Origin of the sequence: Lunatimonas sp. (assembly GCF_020832325.1) — a bacterium.
Classification (GTDB): domain Bacteria; phylum Bacteroidota; class Bacteroidia; order Cytophagales; family Cyclobacteriaceae; genus Lunatimonas.
In genome coordinates this window covers 56,324-77,639 of the sequence record NZ_JAFIEU010000037.1, presented here as the reverse complement: position 1 = coordinate 77,639, position 21,316 = coordinate 56,324, and the positions used below count along the sequence as shown (strand labels likewise).

The following is a 21,316-nucleotide window of genomic DNA, read 5'->3' as shown; positions in this document are numbered from 1 at the left end:
ATAAATAGGTGATCATTTATGAACTATAGGAATATAAAATACTACCTGGTACGGCCGTTGTTAATGGGGTTGATATTCCTTTTGACTAATTGCAAAGAGTATGAGCGGCAGGTCAAAAAACCAAACATCGTTTTTGTGTTAGCAGACGATATGAGGTGGGATTACCTGGGGGCGATAGGCGCTAACAAAATTGTTCAAACTCCCAACTTAGATAAGCTCGCTGCTAAGGGGACACTTTTCAGCAATGCATTTGTCACGTCCGCCATTTGTACGCCAAGCAGAACGTCTATTTTAACAGGAATGTACGAAAGAAAGCATGGCGTCACCTTTGGCTCCAATTCTGTCATGACTGAAGAAGCTTTTGCCCAAACCTACCCCATGCTCCTTCGTGAAAACGGTTACTACACGGGTTGGGTGGGCAAGAATCACACGCCTGTCGGGAAAAGCGAAAAGGGACTGGGGTATAAAAGTGGCGTGATGGAGGAATCGTTTGACTACTGGAGGGCGGGTCATGGGCATCTTTCCTTTTATCCCAAAAATGTGCACGATATTTTCAAAGATGCCAAAGCAGACAATCAGATAGATATCATTCAAGAGGCGGTAGATGAATTTTTAAGTATTGATGAGGCACTGGAGACCTATCAAAGCTTCCTACGTACCCGTCCAACAGACCAGCCATTTTGCCTGATGATCAACTTTAATGTTCCTCACAGCAACGGTACCAACTCGATGAAACAGTTGCCGGATGACCCGGAGCTGTATCGATCAGCCTACCGGGATCAGATCGATCAAATTCCCTTGCCTGCTGATTATGTTGCCTATGATTCCATCCAAACGCCCAAGCTGCCTCCGCATGTGTATAACGGGCAATACCTGCCAAGTTATAACTGGACGAAAACGGCAAAATCACTCAAGGAGAATCAGATTAGAACGATCCAAACCGTGACAGGCATAGATCAGGTCGTGGGGAAAATCGTGGAGGAACTTTCAAGACAGGGAATCCTTGACAATACCATCATTGTTTTTACCTCGGATCATGGTCTCTTTCATGGGGAATATGGCCTGGCCGGCAAGACCTTCCTCTACGACATAGATTTGAAAATCCCCATGATTATATATGCTCCTGGGTTGTCTAATGGTAGGGTTGTGGACGAAATAGCGCTCAACATCGATATTGCCCCTACACTTCTTGATTTTGCGGGCATCGAAATGCACTCAGATATGCAAGGGAAAAGCCTAAAACCTATCCTTGAAAATGCCAACAAAGATTGGAGAAAGGATTTTTGTAGCGAAAACCTGTTTATGGAGCAAAACTATCCAAGAATGGAGGCCGTCCGATCTAAGGACTGGAAGTATATTCGGTATTATAGCAAGGAAAAAGATCAGCGGCATGTTCTATCCTTAATTGCACCTTTTATGGGCGAGGAACCTATTTATGAAGAGCTTTTTGATTTGCAGCAGGACCCCTATGAACGCATTAATCTTGCGGATCATGAAGATAAGCAAGTGGTACTGGAAAAGCTTAGAAGAAGATGTGCAGAATTGCTGATCGAGGCCAAAGGGGATAACCAATTACCCAAAACGTATATATCGGATTTTGAGGACAGGGGATTCAAAGATAGTGTGGAATTGATTTATGCTAGATTGGATTTTGATTGAGGTAAGGATAGCGGATAAAGTAGAAATAGTGTGTATATGAATGAGCATGAATTGCTGAGGTCATAGAGGCTTAATTCAATTTGGAAGAAGCGAATATAAAGACCTGATAGACAAAAATTTTGGCAAATTAGTTTTCTTATACGTAATTAAAATTTATCTTTGTCGTATAAATAAAAATAGAACTACTATGGACGCCAAAATCACACTTTCCTTCGATAGGCAGGTCATCGAAAAGGCCAAAGAGTTCGCTGCATCCCAGCAAATAAGTTTATCCAGACTTACAGAATTTTTATACGCTCAGATAACGTCTGGGGACTATAAATCTCTGGAAGAGTTGCCAATTTCTGATTGGGTGCATATGGTGGCGGAGGGCCCTGCCGAATATAAAAAGTCAACTTCCAGAAAATCATTGAAAAATGACTATTTTGAATCCAAGAAATGAAGCTGTTTCTGGATGCAAATATCTTGATTTCTGTGCTCAATCAGGAATATCCCGTTTTCAACTATACTTCTAGGATCTTAAGTTTGTCTGATCGAACTCCCTATCAGATGTTTACGTCCCCTATATGTTTGGCGATCTCATTTTATTTTTCTGAGAAAAAAAGTGGATCGAAGGTGGCGAAGAAGAAAATACAGGTTTTGACTTCAAAAATAGGAAGCACCTGTGTGGATCACGGAGTGGTGATCCAAGCCATCAATGACAAGCGTGTAATTGATTTTGAGGATGGCCTGGAGTATTATTCAGCGATTAAGGAAGGTTGTCAACTGATTATTACAGAGAATGTATCCGATTTTTTCTACGCTGAGATTCCTGTAATGGACAGCCGACAGTTTATAAGGGAGTTTTTCTGATTTGCCTCCGCTGATCTAAAGACAGGTTCTAGGCGAGGCCTCTAGAAGGGTGATTTCTGACGCTATTTCCAATTCAACTATTGGATCAGGATGTATTCAGGTAGATGCTCCTCAGTGGCTAGCACTAAATAGCTTTGACCGAGCGCATGTATCCGGTCTTTCGTACCGTCACAGTGAATAAATGCATCCTTCAGATAATCTGCTTCAACAACAGATGAAGAAGGTAAAGATTCCGGATAACATTCTTTTTGGATAAATCGAAATCCACTTTTTTTAATAAATGGGATTACTTAATGAGAGTATTAAGTTAAATTGAAAACTCCACCCAAAATACTAATACTCCTAAGCAGTATGATTGAACTAAAATACAAGAGCAGGCCTATTTGGTGTGCTATACTCAATAGCACCTTTTTGGTTTCCGTACTTTTTGTACCGGTTTACGGTCAAAGCAGACCCGATAAGCCCAACATCATCCTAATCATGGCGGACGACCTTGGTTGGGGGGATGTCGGGTTTAATGGGAATCATTATATCAAGACCCCCACATTGGACGAAATGGCTCAAAATGGAATCCAATTTAATCGTTTTTATGCTGCCTCCGCGGTTTGCTCGCCAACCCGGGGGAGTGCCATGACCGGGAGGCATCCTGAACGGTATGGAATTACCCATGCCAATGTTGGGCACATGAGAAAAGAAGAGATCACTCTCGCTGAAGCATTGAAGGGGCAAGGCTATCGTACCGGACATTTTGGGAAGTGGCATTTGGGAACTTTGACCCTCAAAGAAAAAGACGCCAACAGAGGTGGACCGGAAGGGGCAAAGGATTATTCCCCACCATGGGAAAATGGGTTCGATGTCTGCTTTTCCACGGAGTCCAAAGTGCCTACCTGGAATCCGATGATAACTCCAGACAAAAGTGCAGGGGATATCGGCAACCGGACACCCGGGGAGCATTTTGGCACCTACTATTGGACAGGAGAAGACCTCAAGGTGGCAGACAATCTTGATGGGGATGATTCCCGGGTTATCATGGACAGGGTTATTCCCTTTATCAAAGACGCGGCAGCAAATGAAACTCCCTTTTTCACGGTGGTCTGGTTTCATACCCCACACCTTCCCGTGCTGGCCGGGCCTGAATACATGGCGCTTTATCCAGAATTATCCGAAGACAAGCAACATTATTTCGGAAGTATATCTGCCATGGACGAACAGATAGGAAGATTGAGGGAAACCCTCCGGGAATTGGGTGTGGCAGATGACACGATGATATGGTTTTGCAGTGACAATGGTCCGGAAGGTAACGAGCAGGCCAACCGGACCCAAGGTTCCGCAGGTCCTTATAAAGGCCGAAAACGAAGTCTCTATGAAGGGGGGATACGGGTTCCCGCCGTGTTGGAGTGGCCGGCAAACATACCGGAAGGAAGGAAAACGAACCTCCCTGTGTCAACCAACGATTACTTTCCCAGCATTTTGGGAATCTTGGGCTTTGAAAATGAAGGTCAAGTCCACCCGCTGGACGGTGCGAATATCTTTCCCTATCTAGCGGATCGTTTAGAGAAAAGATCCAACCCGATTTTCTTTAAGTTTCAAAAGCAGGAAGCTATTATGGATAATCAGTTTAAGCTTTATTCTCCGGATGGGGGCCAAACCTATGAATTGTATGATTTAATGAACGATCCTGGAGAGAAGAACAATATTTCAGCCAATCATCCTGATAAAGTCAATGACCTTTCCGAGCAATTAAAAAAATGGTTGTTATCCTGTCAGGAAAGCGATGGTGGTCGTGACTACCTTAAATAAATGAGATTTGATGATTGGGAGTGAGTGGGTGGTTTCTCACCGAAGAACTGACCTCGTCAGCTTTACATTGGCAGTTGATCAGGCAAAATCACATTGTGGGAAGGACGTAGAGAAAAGCATGGCGGACACCTGATTTACTATCAATTTGCCCACTGTATACAGTCGACCTTTCTTCCATCAGGGCTACAATTGGGAACACGGGATCTCTGTTTAAAGGATTTGACCAAAAGCGGGATGCGGCAGTCGGATCAAGTGATAGTCATGAACGTCCGTAAAAGCGTGAAGTCAATGAATCCAAAAGTAGCATCGTATGTTTCGAAAAAAATTTCGATATTTACCTGTACCACAACATGTTATCAATGCCTCCCCAGAATTTTCTCAAAACCCAGGTTATTGAAACATTAAGAGTTTAGTTCGTAACCGTTAAAATAATCCCAATGAAAAAAACATTGATTATTGCCATATTATTGCTGAGTACAATAACGCTGTCAGTTACTGGTCAAAACAGGGCATCCTGGATGAGAGATGCAAAATGGGGCGTGATGTTACATTACAGTGCCGCAATCTTAGCATCGGAAAATAAACTGGATAAGGACTCAATCAACATTGACAAATGGAATGAACTTATTGATAATTTTGATTGTGAGGGACTTGCAAAGCAATTGTCGGATGTAGGTGCCGGATATCTGATCATTACCATTCGACATGTAGGAGGGTTTTTTATGGCGCCCAATGCAATGTATGCCCATTATATGGGGCAAGCGCCCGGTATTAGCAGCAACCGCGATCTAATAGTTGATTTACATCATGCATTAGATCAATACGGAATTAAGCTAATTACCTACGTATCTTCTAAGTTTCGCTTCAATCCGGCGGAAATAAAAGCATTTGCATACGATAGTGATGATCCAAGAAAGGCAGAAATGTATTTGCGCTGGCAGGAAGTTATCAGGGAATTTTCTATCCGATGGGGAGACAAGGTCTCTGGATGGTGGGTAGATGGCTGTTATACACCCAACATGCATTTCAGACACCCGGATATTCCAAATTTTGCTTCTATGGCTGCTGCCACTCGCGCGGGTAATCCAAATGGCATTGTAGCATTTAACCCGGGTGTTTTTCCCAGAGTCATGTCTTTGACACCTTATGAGGACTATACCGCAGGCGAAATTAATGATCCGGCAGGCATTCGTTGGAAGTTTAATGAAGATGGGATGATTGATGGAAGCCAAATTCAAATTTTAAGCTATTTAGGCAAAACATGGGGAGAAGGAGACCCTAGGTTTACCGAAGAACAAATTATAACGTATAGCCTGAATGTTAATGAAAAAGGCGGTGCAGTAACCTGGGATGTTCCACCATTGCGAAATGGGACCATATCCGACGATTTTATGAAACAGTTGGGTAGGATTGGTGATGCGCTGGGTACCCATAAAAAATTACTGTCGTCCGACTAAATTACGAAAATTGATAAAAAAGTCCTTGGATTCATTTCCTGAGGGCTTTTTTATCGAAGTTCAAAAAGCACCCCCTATCCGGAGAGGAATAGCTCTGTTTGCACCTTTTGAAGGTCCTTTTGAAATATAGTTTTAAAATATGCCTCGGAATAAAGTAGAAACTTTTCCAGACTGACATAAGAGCTCAGATTTTTTGCCGCTACCATCACCATGGTGGAAAAATCCTCTGCTTCCCTTATCCGCTTATGCAGTACCGTAAACAGCAGGTTAAGGATCAGGGCAACCCAAATCTGGATTTTGATTCCGTTCTCGCTGTCCGACAAAAAGTATTTGAGCTCGAAGTTCTGCTTTATTTGCTTGAAAAGCACTTCAATAACCCATCGGTTTTTATACAACAGGGCTATGGTCAAGGCGTCTAGTCCCTTCAGGTTGGTGATAAATTCCAATACTTCACCACTTTCCGGATCTATATAGGTTACCAACCTCACTTCAACTGTCCGAGAACCGCATTTATCCCTGTAGCCCAGTGAGATAAGCTGATCCTTTACGATGTCTTCCGAATGGGAACAGTCAAAGTCCCGCACCACTGCATATCTGGCGTTGTCCTTTTTCCTGGTAACGAAATACCTGTTGGAACTGTCCCACTTTTCGAAGCTTGCATAGCGGTTATACCCTTTATCGAATACGGCGATTCCGTATTCGGGGAGTTCCATAACCTTTAGAAACATGTTTTCATTGGTTGCCGCCGGCCGGATGCAGATAAAGTTGGGAACCCCCTCTGCCAGGTTCATCTTGGCAAAAATCTTGACACCACCTTTTTTGTCCCCCTCTATCGGATTCCTTCCGGCTCCCTTGAGAATGTCCTTGAAAAGCGTCACCGTGGTAGAGTCGAAAACCTCCACCCGCCCCGGGTCAACCTCGCCACCGATGTCCAGCCAATTGCTCCCCAGGCTGGTTTTATAATACATAAAGAGTCTGAAATAAAGGGTGGAAAAAATCCTATGGTCACGTCTACGGTTGGCATCGGAGAGTGGGCTTCTGGCAGGCAACTGTTTCATTCCTAGAGGAATAAGTTTTAGGATAATAAGACCAATGTTTTTACACACCTCCCTAAGACTACCGTTTCTGGTCAGCACGGCATAAAACATGCAGATGAAATGGTCCTTCATTTTGAGTTTCTTGTAATAGCGGTCAGCACCTTGCTGTTCGACCACATCATCAAAAATCTCCTTGGGGATGAGAGATAAAAGTTGGGCTATAATAGGATGTCCGGACAAAAAATTATGCTTACCTTGCTTCATATTGTTATTTCTTGGTCGAAACAACAATACAGAAAAGATGGGAAAGCTCCAAGGGGCTTCCCATCTTTGATTTTTGTGATATTCTTAGATCAAATTATTCCGATCATTTTTCATCTCGGACGACAGTAATAAAAAATAGTGGCCTAAATTTAGGACACTAACAAAAATATCAGCGTCAGATTAGCTATCTAATCGATCAAAAACACGTTTTAACCCTATGGATACCACTTGAATGGTACTATTTTACGTGTAGATTACCAGTTGATACGGTTTTAGGACCTTTTTCTATACTTACTTTGAAAACCTTGAAAATATTTCTTACTTTTTAAAGTTACCTAATCCTCGTTTGGTGTTTATTGTAAAGGGGGCTAAAATTTCATACATTCATATAAGAGAAGGCAGACCATAAACGCTATGAGAAAACATCAATGCTTAAAACTTTGTAGGCCCTATACCAAATGGATTTTTTTAGGTGTTTGCTTTCTTGGAGCCATTGCGGAATCGATCGGTCAAAACACTATATCCTATAAAACTGCGAGGGATGGAAAGCTATTCAAGGTTTTTCAGTTCCCCCGAAACCACATGCCAAGAATCGATGGAGATTTTAGTGACTGGGACATCGTTCCGACGGCGTATACCTATGGGACAGATCAGTTAAACGATACCGAAGATGGAATAGGGACCGATATTTCTCCCGAGGATCTTGACGTAAAAGTGACCATAGGTTGGGTTAATGGAATGAATCGGATTTATTTTAAGTATGAGGCCTACGATGATTTTTGGGATTTTGAGCGTTTTAATCCGGAGGGGTATTTAAACGATATATTTGAGATCGTGGTAGATGGTGACCTTTCAGGAGGGCCATTTATCTATAATCCCCTGTACGATCGCAATGATCTGAAATGGGAGCCCCAATCTGATGCCTACATCGAAAATCATCTGAATTTCAGCGGCGTTCATGCCCAAAACTACCACATATTCACCCCACCCGTGAACAATGCCTGGGTACTGGTGTGGGGCAGCCAACCTTGGATTGCCGAGTTTCCCAGGGCAAATTACGCCTACGACTTTGATTTTAGACATGGAGAGAGTGGCATATTGCGGTTGGAAGGGTGGATAACACCCTACGATTATGCACCTCACGACGGGCCTGAAGGTGCGATCGAATCCAAGTTATGGGAAAACAAGGTTATCGGGCTTTCCTGGTCGATATTGGATTTTGATGGGGGAAAAAGGAAAGGCCACTTTAATCTTTCCCACGACGTTAGGATGGTCAGCAATGCATCTTATCTGTGCGCCTTTAAATTGATGCCCTTGGAAAGTCAGTTTATAGAGCCAATAAAAGCGGAATGGACCTTTGAAGTGATCGATAAAGAAAGGGGGATAGTGGCCTTTAAGGACAAATCGGTTGGGTCAATTGAGAAATGGACCTGGGATTTTGGAGACGATGAAAGATCCAGCGAGCAAAATCCGATTCATAGGTTTGAAAAAAAAGGGGTTAGAAAAGTTATCACCCTGGAAGTCGAAGGCGAACATGGCAGTTCCAAACGGACACGGTATTGGGAAGTGATGATACCGTAAGTACCGGGAATTCTCCGAATTTATAAAAACCTAGTATTGCAATAGGTAAATGGGGTACGAAAACCGGTATAACCATGCGATGATAAGGTAAATTCATTATCTTAACAGGCCGCATGCTGGACATCCTAAATCAATCGCTCTTCATGCTTTGCACTTAAAACCTCCAAATTGGTTAGCCAAGGATCTGAGCGATATTTTGGAGCCTTGGCAGGTTGAATTAATGGAGCGTTTCCACTAATTGGCATATATGCCTCTAAAAATAGTGGTACCATAAAATAGAGATAAACCCAAAAATCAAAAAAAGATATGGCCAGATTAGCTGCCCTTTCACAAGCCTACTTGCAGGCCCTATGCAACGATTTTCCAGCTTGCTTTTCGCGCTTGCCCCTTCTGTTTGCGGTATTTTTCTATATCAGCTGTTCGGTCAGCCTGTTTGCCCAGTCAGAACCCATCCGTGTACTCGTTTGGGACGAACAGCAGCCAGAACAAAAGAAGTTGTATCCGGATTTTCTGGGCAACCACCTGGCGCAACACCTACAGCAAAACCCCGCCCTGCGCGTAACCTCAGCCAACATCAATCAGCCCGGGCAAGGCCTCTCCAAGGAGGTGCTCGACGAGACAGATGTCCTGATCTGGTGGGGTCATGTGCGGCATAAGGAGATACCCCTAGAAATGGCCCAGGGGATCGTAGACCGGGTAAAGGAGGGACGGCTTTCGCTGATTGCGCTGCACTCGGCGCATTGGTCCCTTCCGTTCCATATGGCAATGGAGGAGCGCGCGGTACAGGATGTTGTGAATATGCTGCCCATTCAGGAACGGAGTAAGGCGGTACCTGAATTCATTCAGTGGCGCAGCAACGTGATGCCGAGCCGCCGCGAGAGTCCCCGGTTTGATACTCGCCTTGAAAAGCTGCCAAACGGCGATTGGCATGTGTTGTTGGAGCGGCCTACCAGCATTTTTCCAGCTTGTTGCACACCGGTGCAGCCGAGCATGGTGCGGGTGCTGCTTCCCGAACATCCGATTGCTCAGGGACTGCCGTCCACCTTTACGATACCCGAAACAGAGATGTACGACGAGCCCTTCCACGTTCCGGAGCCCGATGAGGTGATTTTGCGCGAATCCTGGGCAGGGGGAGAGTACTTCCGCAGCGGCATGACTTGGAGGTTGGGTCGAGGACAGGTTTTTTATTTCCGGCCAGGTCACGAAACGTACCGCGTATTTACCGAACCCGAACCGCTGAAGATCTTAGAGAATGCTTGCCTTTATCTGGGGGGACAAATTCAGGCCGAGGCTGAAATCAAGGCCTTGAAAGGTCTACCAAAAAAGATGCTGGTGTTCTCCAAAACGTCCTGGTACAGGCACCCGGCCATCCCCATGATAAATGACCACCTGGTACATTTGGGTGGGGTTTATGGCTTTGAGGTGGATGTCACCGAAGATTCAGAAGTGTTTACTTCCGCCAAACTCGCTGAATACGATGTGGTGCTGCTGATCAGCACCACCGATATCGGCAAGTCCCTGAATACAGCGCAGCAGGAGGCGTTTATCCAGTGGTACCGAGCGGGCAATGGTTTGGTGGCCATGCATGCAGCCGGTGTTCATCACGACACCTGGGATTGGTACAGTGAGCTTTTCGGAACCGATTTTGACAGTGACTCGGAGTATGTGCCTGCTCGTGTGGCGGTCGATCCGGGCGCCAAAAGCCATTGGCTGGTGCAAGGGCTGCCGGATACTTTTACGTTGGATGGGGATTGGCTGAACTTCAAACGAAGCGTGAGAGATCTTTCTGGAGTGACCGTGCTGCTTACCTTGGATGAAACGACGTATGACCCGGTCCGCCCTCAGTTCAAAAAAAGCGGTGGAAAGCCAATGGGTAAGGACCACCCCATGGCCTGGGTGCGGGAATTTGAAGGCGGGCGCTTTGCCTATACCATGATTGGGCATGACTTGCGTCCCTTGGTAACACCCTTTGGGGAGCAGCACCTGATGCGGATGATCCGTTGGGCAGCAGGGGCGAAGGAATAGATTTGTGTTCCTTTATCTTCCCTAAATAGAATCCTACGTACTTAGCTTCCTTAGCGGGTACAGCAAATGTAACCGCAAAGCCCGCCAAGTATCCGCAGAGGCCCCAAAGAAGGAAGTTGGAAAAGACGTTTTGCGTCCTTAGCGCTAACCTTAGCGTCCTTAGCGGTTAAAATATTACTATTGCCAAGCCCGTTAAGTATCCGCAGAGGCCCCAAAGAAGGAAGTTGGAAAAGACCTTTTGCGTTCTTAGCGCCAACCTTCGTGTCCTTAGCGGTTAAAATAATTACTACTGCCAAGTCCGCTAAGTATCCGCGGAGGCCTCAAAGAAGGAAGTTGGAAAAGACCTTTTGCGTCCTTAGCGGTTAAAGCAATTGTAACCGATCCCTTGGAAAATCCTCCTAAAAGTACTACTATCATACCAAATTCTCTATACATCGTAGTAATCAGCCTTATGAGTATAATACTGTTGCTCTGTTCTGTATTCCTTTCCTGCGAAACTGACACCAAACCCAATATCATCCTAATCAATGTGGATGATTTGGGCTGGAGGGATGTGGGTTTTATGGGCAGTGACTACTATGAAACCCCTAATTTGGATAAACTGGCCGGAGAGGGGATGGTGTTTTACCATGCCTATGCTGCGGCGGCCAACTGTGCTCCGAGCAGGGCATCCATGATGAGTGGGATGAACACTCCTAAACATCAGGTATATACCGTTGGCAACTCGGAGAGGGGAGACGCAAGAACCCGTAAAATCATCCCCACACCCAACAACGATTTTTTAGCGGATTCCATCTATACCTTGGCCGAGATGCTTCGGGATAACGGGTACACCAACGGCACATTTGGAAAATGGCACATCCATGAAAATCCCTTGCACCACGGCTTCCACGTAAACGTAGGTGGTAGCCATCGGGGAAATCCGGGGAATGGAGGGTATTTCAGCCCGTATAAGATCGATTTTATTGAGGATGGGCCGGAGGGCGAATACCTGACAGACCGACTGACCAGTGAAGCCATTGCTTTCTTAAGGGAAAACAAGGAAAACCGTTTTTTTCTATACCTCCCGTTTTATTCGGTGCATACGCCCATCATGGGAAAGAAAAAACTGATGGAAAAATTTGAAAATAAACCCGGACAGGAAGGACAGGACAGGGCAGATTACGCCGCCATGGTGGCTTCCGTAGATGAAAATGTGGGAAGACTTTTGGCAGTATTGGATGAATTGGCACTAACAGATAATACCCTATTGATTTTTACTTCCGACAACGGGGGTATCCGGGATATCTCTTATCAAAACCCATTGAGAGCAGGTAAAGGGTCTTATTATGAAGGGGGTATCCGGGTCCCCTTGGTAATCCGTTGGCCGGGGAAGATTCAACCTGGCAGCAAATCCGATGTGCCGGTTACCCACATGGATTTTTTTCCGACGATCAGAAATATCGTCAGCGGAAAAGTTAGCTCGGTCAATGATACATTGGATGGGATGGACTTAACACCGCTCTTTGGTCAAAAGGAGATACAGGAAAGAGCGCTCTTTTGGCATTTCCCCATATACCTTGAGGCCTATAACCCCAAAGAAGATGGGGGCAGAGACCCGCTGTTTCGAACACGTCCCGGATCGGCCGTCAGGATGGGCAAATGGAAGCTGCACCATTATTTTGAAGATGATGGATACGAACTCTATGACCTGGAACAGGACCCTGGAGAATCCCAAAACTTGATGGATCTATATCCTGAACCAGGGAAAAAACTGAAGAATGAACTCAATTCCTGGAGAAAGGAAGTCAACGCACCAATTCCAGACCAGCCTAACCCGCTTTACGACTCTGAATTTCTACGAAATAGGATAGAGGAACTTGATGAATTGTAGAGGTGTCTGCCCAGCCCTATATAGTGGAAATAGGTTTCATGAAGCGATCATCGGAAGCGTTGGAATGATATCCGCTTGTACCTTTGATTTACCGGTAAAATGGTTGATTGATGATTTGACTTCGGGCTCCATAAGTGGGTTCCGGTAATCCCACTTCGAGCGCGCCCAAATCCGGCGCTTTACCGGTAAAGTGGTCATTGACGTTTGGAATAGGAACCGCTGCATCTACTGCCTCCCCTTTCGGATTAAGTCTAAAACTGAAGTCTACTGCGTGGTATACAGGACCGGGTATATCTTCTCCAGGGGCTTTGACCGGCATTTTAAGATCCTCAAAAATATCGTAATCGACTGTTATACCGTTTGCTTCTAGACCACTCGCCCGGTGCAAGTCCCCCAATGTCTTAAATCCTACCCGCTCTCCTGTGGGAGAGAGCCACACATACTGGTTTTCAGGGCTATTAGGGCCTCGATTGGGCCGGTACCCGTTATAATCTGCTGCCGAATAAGCAGTTGTATAAGGGAAAGCGGCAATGATCGTCGGACCATCCGCACCGAGAAATAAATTATTCCGGTAGTTCGAATTTGGATGGCCGCCACCGGCGTTGTTTTCGGCAATGAAAGTATTATGATAGGCAATCAGACCTGGCACTCCTCCGTGAATTTTGAGTGCCCCCCGAACTATATGGTAGAGCACATTGCGAATATAGTAGGCAGGTCCGCCAAATACCGGTTGCGCACTTATTCCACTCCCCGCAGAGTTTACACCCCTGTTTCGCATGACGCGAATATTGTGTACCCCTCCATCGGCTTCAATAAAATCGTCGACCAAGAGGTGTAAGTCATTGTTGTAAATATCGATGGATACCGTTTTTAACTCCTGCTCTTTTTCTGGGGTACCGTAGGTTGATATACCAATGGCATCGTGGAAGAATGCAATCGAATTATAGGCAATGACATGTCCAGAGCCATAGACTTTGATACCGTAGTAAGAATCAAGCAAATGTGTCCCGTAGGGAATCAACCCCTCCCGGTGGGCTTGCCAGCCGTAGAGTCGATATCGGTCATCGCGGCCAATGAGAATGTTGTCTTGAATTAGGAAGTTTTTTGATCCGGCGTATTCGGTCACAATGCCTTCCCCCACATTTTCAAAACGACAATTCCGCACAGTTAAATCACTTGCCCCTGCTAGATGTTTTCTTCCGGCTTCGAAGACTCTCCCCACATTTCGAAAAGTAAGTCCTTGAAAAATATGGTGTTCGGTGGCCATGACATTAAAAAGAATTGCGGCCCCTGCGCCATCAAAGATAACCTCCCCATCCCCGGCTGCCTCGATGACTATAGGCCGCTCGGCAGTGCCTTTTGCAGTGAAAAAATAAGTTCCGTCAAAGGGTATATTATGCCAATCGGGATAGTTAAGCAGATTCCCTTGATAGAGTCCGCCATGTATTTTTATGATATCCCCAGGTTGCACCACATCCTCGGCTACCACATTCCAATCTCCCTTGGTATTGATAGATCCGCCATAGGCAGACACCAGGCCCGGGTAATTTGGCTCTTCTTTTTCGCCCGTGTAGTATTGGGAATACACATGCCTTATCCTGCCTCCTTCGGCAGCCTTTGGTTCGGCGCGCGTGGAAACAGTCACTACCTTAACTGCTTCTCCTTCAACCCCATCAGGATCTTTCAGCGTAAAGCGGGCCTCATAGGCTGTGTTTTCAGCAACATCCAAAATGCTTCCCACAAACATATCGGGAACGGTATAATCAATTCCGGCTCTTTCTATGAGTTCTCCCCCAATTCGAAGGAGGGGCATTCCGTTTCTCCATTCGCTACCCGATCCAGCGATTCGATACGCAACTTCTACCGACGCGTTACGGTTATCGTCACCATGGATATACCATTCAAATCCAAGATTGGTCAATGTGGGTGGCTCCACAATAAATTCCCCTGGATTTACTGCGTTTTGGGCATGTAGAAAAAGTGGAAAGCAGAAAATCAAGATGAATGCTAGTACCGACCAAGCCGATTGATCGTTCGTAGCATTCAAATCAACTAGTCGCGAATCATTAGAGACAGCACACCGCTTTTGGCATACGACGGGTATATCAAACGTTGCTGAGTACTTCATCTTGTTAGGGTTTATGTTGCAGGTGTCCGAGTATGGATTGAAAGTAAGAAAAATACCTCTTGTAACATTGTTCGATCTAGAAAAATACTCAAAATGAACGGTAGACGTCCCTATAGGGTCAGCCTAGGGGTCATATTTTTGCTTTATGGGGATTATTTCCGATCTTGTTGGAAGGGTTACAGCGTAGTACTTGGTTGAATGAGATCATCTCTCTAACCCATAGTCATCATTGGGACCAAGATTGAAAAAGGGTATCCTTTCGTCGAGATTTCCTGCTTTCTGCCGATTACGTAGCGTTTTGAAAACTTACAACCCTCACGCTAGTTGACCGCTTTACTATTTTGACAAATTTCAAGAAAACCCAATGATATATATGACCTATCTCAAGACCAGCATTAGACTTTTCTTTTTTTTCTGTGTGTGTTTTCACGGGGCTTTTGCCCAAAGCAACTTTGCAGAATTGAATCCACCAAAGCTCATCGAAGAAGCAGAGATTTCCAAAGCTCACGCCCTAGGTAGTCGTAAGTTTTCCGGTATCCCAAGTATTGCCGTGAGTCCCAAGGGGCGTATGTGGGCGGTTTGGTATACGGGTATTACACCCGGTGAAGACTTAAATAACTATGTGGTATTGGCGACAAGCACTGACCAAGGCAAAACCTGGAAAGAGGTGTTGGTTATCGATCCGGATGGTCCAGGACCTGTACGCGCCTATGACCCGGAGATTTGGCTGGCACCGGATGGGAAAATAAAGGTCTTTTGGGCACAGGCTGCTGCTAAAAGAGGGGGAACCTGGACGTTGGTGACAGAGGGAACAGCCGCAGGTGTTTGGGCGTTGGATATCGCAGATCCTGAAACGGACATTCCCACCTGGGGCGAACCAAAACGCCTGGCGGATGGTGTGATGATGTGTAAGCCAATCGTTCTGTCTACTGGCGAGTGGGTGCTGCCCGTTTCATTTTGGAAATTGGAAAAAGAAAACGCCAGGATGGTGGTCTCCTCTGACGGAGGGCAATCCTGGCAGGTGCGGGGTGGAGCTTCCGTCCCAGACAAGTTTCGGTCCTACGACGAACACATGATTGTGGAACGCAAAGACAGGTCCTTGTGGATGTTGATACGAACCAAACATGGAATCGGAGAAGCTACCTCCTTGGATCGTGGAGTAACCTGGACGCCAGTGGTACCCTCAAGGATTCAGCATCCATCCGCCAGGTTTTTTATATACAGGCTCCATTCCGGCAATCTTATGCTTGTAAAGCACGGTCCCGTCGACCAGAAAATAGGCCGTTCCCACTTAATGGCGTTTATTTCCAAGGATGATGGACATTCCTGGTCAGATGGCTTATTGCTTGATGAACGGCCTGGAGTATCGTATCCGGATGGTCAACAGGTCAGTGACGGAACCATTTTTATTATTTATGATTTCAACCGAACAGGGAATCAGGATATTCTGATGACGCATTTTTCTGAAAGCGATATCCTTTCGGGACGAAATAGCGAGATGATTCTCAAGGTTTTTACTAACAGAAAATTGATTAGTACGGGCGTAAAATAGTCTGAAAAAAGATTATTTTGATTATTTGATGCCCGGTTTAGCGATAATGCTCCTTCTTCTTTAATTTGCTCGTAGTCTTAAGGATGATAGAGAGTTTTTCTATACCTACCCAAAAGTAACAAAAAGTGAAAAGAAGAGAAATGATTGCCAAAATGGGAGCCTTGTCTGTCGGACTTGCCGCCCCACAAGTGTCCAAAGGGGATGTGCTGGCCTCCCCCTTTCAGGTGGATAAAAAAAGAATTGAAACCGATATTTTGATTGTGGGCGGGGGTACTGCCGGAGTGGTCGCGGCCATACAGGCTGCCAGGGCCGGTGTACGTACCACCCTGATAGAAAGCGGTAGTCAACTGGGCGGGACCACTACCACCGGTGGCGTATCGTTTCCAGGTATATTCCATGCCTGGGGCAAGCAAATCGTAGGGGGAATAGGCTGGGAACTGGTGATGGAAGCGGTGAAACTCAACGACGATATTCTCCCAAATTTCTCCATCATACCTAATAACACCACGATTAGACACTGGAGGCATCAGGTAACCGTAAATGGAGCCCTCTATGCACTGATTGCCGAGGAGAAATGTGTGGAATCAGGCTTAAGGATACATTACTATGAGTCACCCACTGCAATCACCTTTGAAAAAGGGAAATGGACGGTGACCACTGTCGGAAAGGGCATCAGCCGTGAGATTATTTGCAATCAGCTTATTGATTGTTCCGGAAATGCGGCAGCCGCGTCGATCGCGGGGTTTCCATTGTTGAGAGAAGAAGATACTCAGCCGGGATCTTTCATCTTTCGGCTGGGAGGGTATAATTTCGATTCTCTGGACTTGACAAAAATTCCCCGAGAGTACCACAACAGACTCAGGCAAAACATGCTAATTGGAGATGAAGTAAAGGTGGAATCATCTGTCAACAATTTCCCACCCACAGTTCCCTATAATTACGTGTATGTGCACGGGGCCGACTCATCGACTGCTGAGTTGCACACCGAAGCCAACCTTACCGGTCGATCCGAGCTACTGAGTTTGATCAGGAAGCTCAGGACCTTCCCCGGCTGTGAAAAGCTGAAGCTGATCCATGCACAGCCGGAGACGGCTGTTCGTGAAACCTTCCGAATAGACGGCTTGTATCAGTTAACCCACGAGGATTATGTGTCTGGAAAGGTATTTGAGGACTCCTTGTCCTACTCGTTTTATCCCATAGATCTGCACAGAAATGGGGAATCCATTTACCAGGAATTTCTGAAGGAAGGCGTGGTGGCTACCATTCCACTCAGGGCGCTGATACCCAAAAACAGCCGAAATTTCCTAGTTGCCGGACGTTGTCTAAGCAGTGATAGATTGGCTAACTCAGCACTCAGGGTACAGGCTTCCTGTATGGGAATGGGGCAAGCCGCCGCTGCAGCCGCGGTATTGGCTGTCAGGCATCAAGTTACCCCGGCAGATGTTCCACTGAAGGAATTGAAAAGCCTGTTGCGGGAACATGGTGGTATCGTCCCGGGGGCATAACGAGTCGGGCAAACTACACGTACATGGTACATTGGATAAAAGGCTTTTGGATTTGGGGTTTTCTACTCCTGTTTTCATCCGAAAATAGGGGAGATATCCGGTATTTTCAACCGTCTACCATACCTATTGCAGACTCCGTCGATTTACAAGTTCACCTGATCGATGCTTCGCTAGACGAGGGGGAGATTTTCATGGCAAGTACCTGCGACGGAAAACCTCTTTATTATTTTATGGAGCTGCATACCGGCGTTTGCTTTGACAATAAATGCCGCCCCTTGTTCATAATGGTCTACTGGAACATCACCGGCAGGTATTTGGGCTTTGAGCTGTTGGATGGGGAATTTTTGAGTAAATACGAACACGAGCCATTTTCTCCGACGGAATATGAGCAGCTACATGGTTTGTTGGCGGATCCCTTTCTGCCCTTGGGCAACTATTCCTTTGAGGAATTAGTTGCTATCCCGGATGTGGGAGATCCCTCCGTGGATGGTGTCTCGGGTGCCACCTCCAAGGATGTGCTCGATTACGTGGTCCCCGGTGCGGCGTACACGACCCACAAGCTATGGAAGGTAGTTCATGGGCCTATTCAGCAGCAGCTTATCCGACTGACCGAACAGCGATTGGATACTGGCTTATTCAGCGAAATTTTCCACAGTCCGGATCAAAGTGATCAAATCTGGGCATTGGAGCGGGTGTCTAGGCTGCCGGAGTTGGATCATGCTCTACTGGAATCCATGGTGCAACTATTGAAAGACGATGAATACTTCCAGGCCTATTTACTATTAAAATCGCTTTCCAGCGATCAATTAAGTATGGAAGGTTTGCAAGTCAGGTTTTTCCAGCTTTTGGGCCAGGTAGCTCCCGGAACAGCGGACCTGATCATCGATCGATTCGCCGATGCACCGCGGTTGACCCCGGTGGTTGTGGATCAATTGAGTTCGGTGGTGGGGCAACTAAGTGGTGGGCAGCTGGTCAAGCTGCTGAAGTTGCTTTCCCACCACGACGTAAGAGACGCAGGGTTAAACGCGGCGTTGGGTAGGCTGATTCCTCATGACAACTCCTTCGTGCAGCATCAGGTTGTACACTTTTTGGACAAACAAGCATCGATATCGGAGTAGCGGGGTTGGTGTTCTTTCTGTGCCGCTAGGGCTATCAATCACTACGCTTATGTATTCCCAACTTGTTAATTGGTCTTTTTACGTTTACCTTTCTCTGATAAATTAGTTGAAACATAACTTTTATGAAGCTACCTATTCCCAAGAACGAGTTCCAAAGACTGGTCCAATTGGCCGGATACGACCTGGATCAAAGCGACTTGGAAAAACACTTAAAAGACTTGACCAGACTGGCTGCAAAGGTGGCCGGCGCGGATATTTCGTTGGTTAATTTGATCGACACCTACACCCAATGGAGTGTCGCTACAGAGGGGATTCCTGTAATGCAAATGCCCCGGGAGGATTCGGTGTGCCAATACACGATCCTTGGAGACGAGCCGTTTGAGGTCAAGGATCTCCGGGGCGATGAACGGTTCAAGGAAAAATTCTATGTGACGGACGATCCCAGCCTCCGATATTACTGGGGTATACCGCTAAAAACCGAAGAGGGCTATAACCTGGGAGCCTTATGTGTCATGGACAAGGAGACCAAGCAAATTAGTCCTGAAAAAGTAGAGTTGCTGGAAATAATCGCCGATGAAATCGTCAACCGCCTCAATATCATCAAATCCGTTGGCATGCTGCAATCTGAAGTAAAAAACGCCAAGGAAAAGCAATTGCGGGTGGCACACGACATTAGAGGGCCGATCGGAGGAATCATCGGGTTGGCTCAAATCATCAAAGAACAGGGCGATAATAACAAATTGACGGATGTGCTTGAGTTTATCAAGATCATTCAAAACAGTGGAAAATCCTTATTGGACTTGGCCGACGAAATCCTTTCTTCCCGGGATGGAGAGCAAATAAAGTCGGTACTGAATGCGGAAAATGAATACAACCTGTTGATATTGAAGGATAAATTATTGACACTGTATGGGGTACAGGCCAAGCAGAAGCAGGTGCATCTTAAGGTGGACTTAAACGATGAGCATGCCGAAGCTCCATTCCCAAAGGTCAAGTTGTTGCAGATACTGGGAAATTTGATCTCCAATGCCATCAAATTTACGCCGCCTGAAGGCAGCGTTACCGTGCGTCTAGGATTGAAGGAGAAAGCAAATTCAAAGGAATTGGCCGTAACAGTCACGGATACAGGCACTCGGATGACCGAAGAGCAAATAGCACATATACAGCAAGGGACCGAGCAAACCACCCAAGGGACAGCGGGCGAAAAGGGGTATGGTTTTGGACTCCCCCTGGTAAAGCACCTGATTGACAGCATGGGGGGTTCCCTGAAGATCGAGTCGAAGTTAGGGGAGTATTCCCGTTTTGAGGTGCGTCTATCGATCTGATACGAGCTTTCGTTCTGTGGAGTGATACCACCAACTCCCGAAAATCTTCTCAGTAATTGCGGGAATGGGGATAAAACCCTATCTTAATCGCTTACTTTCCCGTTCGAGCAAAATTAACTTTATCCCTTATGAACAAAAAGCTACTTACCGCCTGTCTCTTCCTAGTATCTGTTGGAATATCTTTCGGTCAGGCCCTGCCTACGGGCAATCCGGCTGACTTTCGGGTCAAAACCTGTTTGCATTCTATAGGCTACTCCGGGCTGTGGCGGGGACAGGCCACCTTATCGGTGGACGAGTTTTTGGTGAAAGCTAAGGAGCTAGGGTACGACGGGGTTATGCTCATGGCAAAGGCTCCTCACCTGTCAATTTTGGAATACGATAAAGATGCCCGCAGGAAGCTCAAGGCCCGCATTGCCGAGTTGGGACTGACCTTGGTGGGCCTCGCTGGCTACTCGGATTTTACAGCAGGGATCGACAAGCCAGGTATTCCTCACCTGGAGATTCAGGCAGCCTACATCGGTCAGATGGCCGAGCTGGCCAATGATCTAGGCACGAAAATGATCCGAATCTTTACGGGTTACGAACGCCCGGGGATTCCCTACGACCGGCAATATGCCATGGTGGTGGAGGGCATTACCCTAGCAGGAAAAGAAGCCCAAAAGCACGGCGTGACCTTGGTGGTGCAAAACCACCACGACATTGCCATTCACCACGATGCCATGTACTGGATGCTTCAAGAAATCAACCTGCCCAACGTGCTTTCGGGCTGGGATGCTTGGTCACCTACCTTGGAGGGGTTGTCCAAAGAAGAAATCAGAAACTCCGTACGGAAGATGAAGCCCTTTTTGGCCAATACCATCCTGGCTGACTATGTGGCGCTTCCCCGGTATCAGTACGAGCATGCGTTGACCAACTACCGGGAGGAAAGACCCGTAATGCGCGCCACGGTGGTGGGTGAAGGGATCATCGATTACGAGAACTTCATTGGTGCGCTCAAGGAAATCGGCTATCAGGGGTACTTGGTCTATGAAATGTGCGAGGTACTGGAGGGCGGCGGATCGATCGAAAACCTGGATGCTACCGCCCGGAAGTTTTTAGAATATGTGAAGCGGTTTGAATAGGTGGAATAGAAAATCGATG

General features: G+C 46.4%; 16 protein-coding genes. 14 read left to right on the top strand and 2 right to left on the bottom strand.

Annotated elements, in window-relative coordinates; genetic code table 11:
- The first annotated feature begins 18 nt into the window (after window positions 1-18).
- The 6 genes from JJU34_RS13350 to JJU34_RS13330 all read left to right on the top strand — a co-directional run bounded on the left by JJU34_RS13350 (window position 19) and on the right by JJU34_RS13330 (window position 5,768).
- Window positions 19-1,659: a sulfatase-like hydrolase/transferase gene (locus JJU34_RS13350; protein ID WP_228692879.1), complete on the top strand. Its 1,641-nt coding sequence runs from the start codon at window positions 19-21 to the stop codon at window positions 1,657-1,659.
- A 187-nt stretch (window positions 1,660-1,846) separates the two neighbouring features.
- Window positions 1,847-2,101 carry a DUF6364 family protein gene (locus JJU34_RS13345; protein ID WP_228692878.1) on the top strand — a complete coding sequence of 85 codons (255 nt, stop codon included), beginning with the start codon at window positions 1,847-1,849 and terminating at the stop codon, window positions 2,099-2,101.
- Window positions 2,098-2,511, top strand: a complete 414-nt coding sequence (locus JJU34_RS13340; RefSeq protein ID WP_228692877.1) for a PIN domain-containing protein — start codon at window positions 2,098-2,100, stop codon at window positions 2,509-2,511. The genes JJU34_RS13345 and JJU34_RS13340 overlap by 4 nt, the downstream gene beginning before the upstream one ends.
- Before the next feature lie 351 nt (window positions 2,512-2,862).
- Window positions 2,863-4,311 (top strand): sulfatase-like hydrolase/transferase, encoded by a 1,449-nt coding sequence (locus JJU34_RS13335; protein WP_228692876.1) that lies wholly within the window; start codon window positions 2,863-2,865, stop codon window positions 4,309-4,311.
- 310 nt (window positions 4,312-4,621) lie between these two features.
- Window positions 4,622-4,708, top strand: coding sequence for a hypothetical protein (locus JJU34_RS21855; protein ID WP_366512707.1), 87 nt, complete (start codon window positions 4,622-4,624; stop codon window positions 4,706-4,708).
- Window positions 4,709-4,748: 40 nt separating this feature from the next.
- Window positions 4,749-5,768, top strand: a complete 1,020-nt coding sequence (locus tag JJU34_RS13330; protein WP_228692875.1) for an alpha-L-fucosidase — start codon at window positions 4,749-4,751, stop codon at window positions 5,766-5,768.
- A 74-nt stretch (window positions 5,769-5,842) separates the two neighbouring features.
- Here JJU34_RS13330 and JJU34_RS13325 read toward each other — a convergent pair whose 3' ends face one another.
- On the bottom strand, window positions 5,843-7,069 hold the full coding sequence (locus JJU34_RS13325; protein WP_228692874.1) for an IS4 family transposase: 1,227 nt from the start codon (window positions 7,067-7,069) through the stop codon (window positions 5,843-5,845).
- A gap of 582 nt (window positions 7,070-7,651) precedes the next feature.
- Here JJU34_RS13325 and JJU34_RS13320 point away from each other — a divergent pair.
- The 3 genes from JJU34_RS13320 to JJU34_RS13310 all read left to right on the top strand — a co-directional run bounded on the left by JJU34_RS13320 (window position 7,652) and on the right by JJU34_RS13310 (window position 12,548).
- Window positions 7,652-8,650 (top strand): PKD domain-containing protein, encoded by a 999-nt coding sequence (locus JJU34_RS13320; RefSeq protein ID WP_228692873.1) that lies wholly within the window; start codon window positions 7,652-7,654, stop codon window positions 8,648-8,650.
- Between the two features lie 306 nt (window positions 8,651-8,956).
- A complete protein-coding gene (locus JJU34_RS13315) occupies window positions 8,957-10,675 on the top strand; it encodes a ThuA domain-containing protein (RefSeq protein ID WP_228692872.1) in 1,719 nt (572 codons plus the stop codon).
- 451 nt (window positions 10,676-11,126) lie between these two features.
- On the top strand, window positions 11,127-12,548 hold the full coding sequence (locus JJU34_RS13310; RefSeq protein ID WP_228692871.1) for a sulfatase: 1,422 nt from the start codon (window positions 11,127-11,129) through the stop codon (window positions 12,546-12,548).
- An 88-nt stretch (window positions 12,549-12,636) separates the two neighbouring features.
- Here JJU34_RS13310 and JJU34_RS13305 read toward each other — a convergent pair whose 3' ends face one another.
- Window positions 12,637-14,676: a hypothetical protein gene (locus tag JJU34_RS13305; RefSeq protein WP_228692870.1), complete on the bottom strand. Its 2,040-nt coding sequence runs from the start codon at window positions 14,674-14,676 to the stop codon at window positions 12,637-12,639.
- 373 nt (window positions 14,677-15,049) lie between these two features.
- Here JJU34_RS13305 and JJU34_RS13300 point away from each other — a divergent pair, with 373 nt between their 5' ends.
- The 5 genes from JJU34_RS13300 (at window position 15,050) to JJU34_RS13280 (ending at window position 21,297) form a co-directional block, all read left to right on the top strand.
- Window positions 15,050-16,228, top strand: a complete 1,179-nt coding sequence (locus JJU34_RS13300) for a sialidase family protein (protein WP_228692869.1) — start codon at window positions 15,050-15,052, stop codon at window positions 16,226-16,228.
- Between the two features lie 125 nt (window positions 16,229-16,353).
- Complete coding sequence (locus tag JJU34_RS13295; RefSeq protein WP_228692868.1) at window positions 16,354-17,733, top strand: FAD-dependent oxidoreductase; 1,380 nt, start codon at window positions 16,354-16,356, stop codon at window positions 17,731-17,733.
- 23 nt (window positions 17,734-17,756) lie between these two features.
- Window positions 17,757-18,851, top strand: a complete 1,095-nt coding sequence (locus JJU34_RS13290) for a hypothetical protein (protein WP_228692867.1) — start codon at window positions 17,757-17,759, stop codon at window positions 18,849-18,851.
- A 122-nt stretch (window positions 18,852-18,973) separates the two neighbouring features.
- Window positions 18,974-20,176: a GAF domain-containing sensor histidine kinase gene (locus JJU34_RS13285; protein ID WP_228692866.1), complete on the top strand. Its 1,203-nt coding sequence runs from the start codon at window positions 18,974-18,976 to the stop codon at window positions 20,174-20,176.
- A 128-nt stretch (window positions 20,177-20,304) separates the two neighbouring features.
- Window positions 20,305-21,297: a sugar phosphate isomerase/epimerase family protein gene (locus tag JJU34_RS13280; RefSeq protein ID WP_228692865.1), complete on the top strand. Its 993-nt coding sequence runs from the start codon at window positions 20,305-20,307 to the stop codon at window positions 21,295-21,297.
- Window positions 21,298-21,316 lie beyond the last annotated feature (19 nt).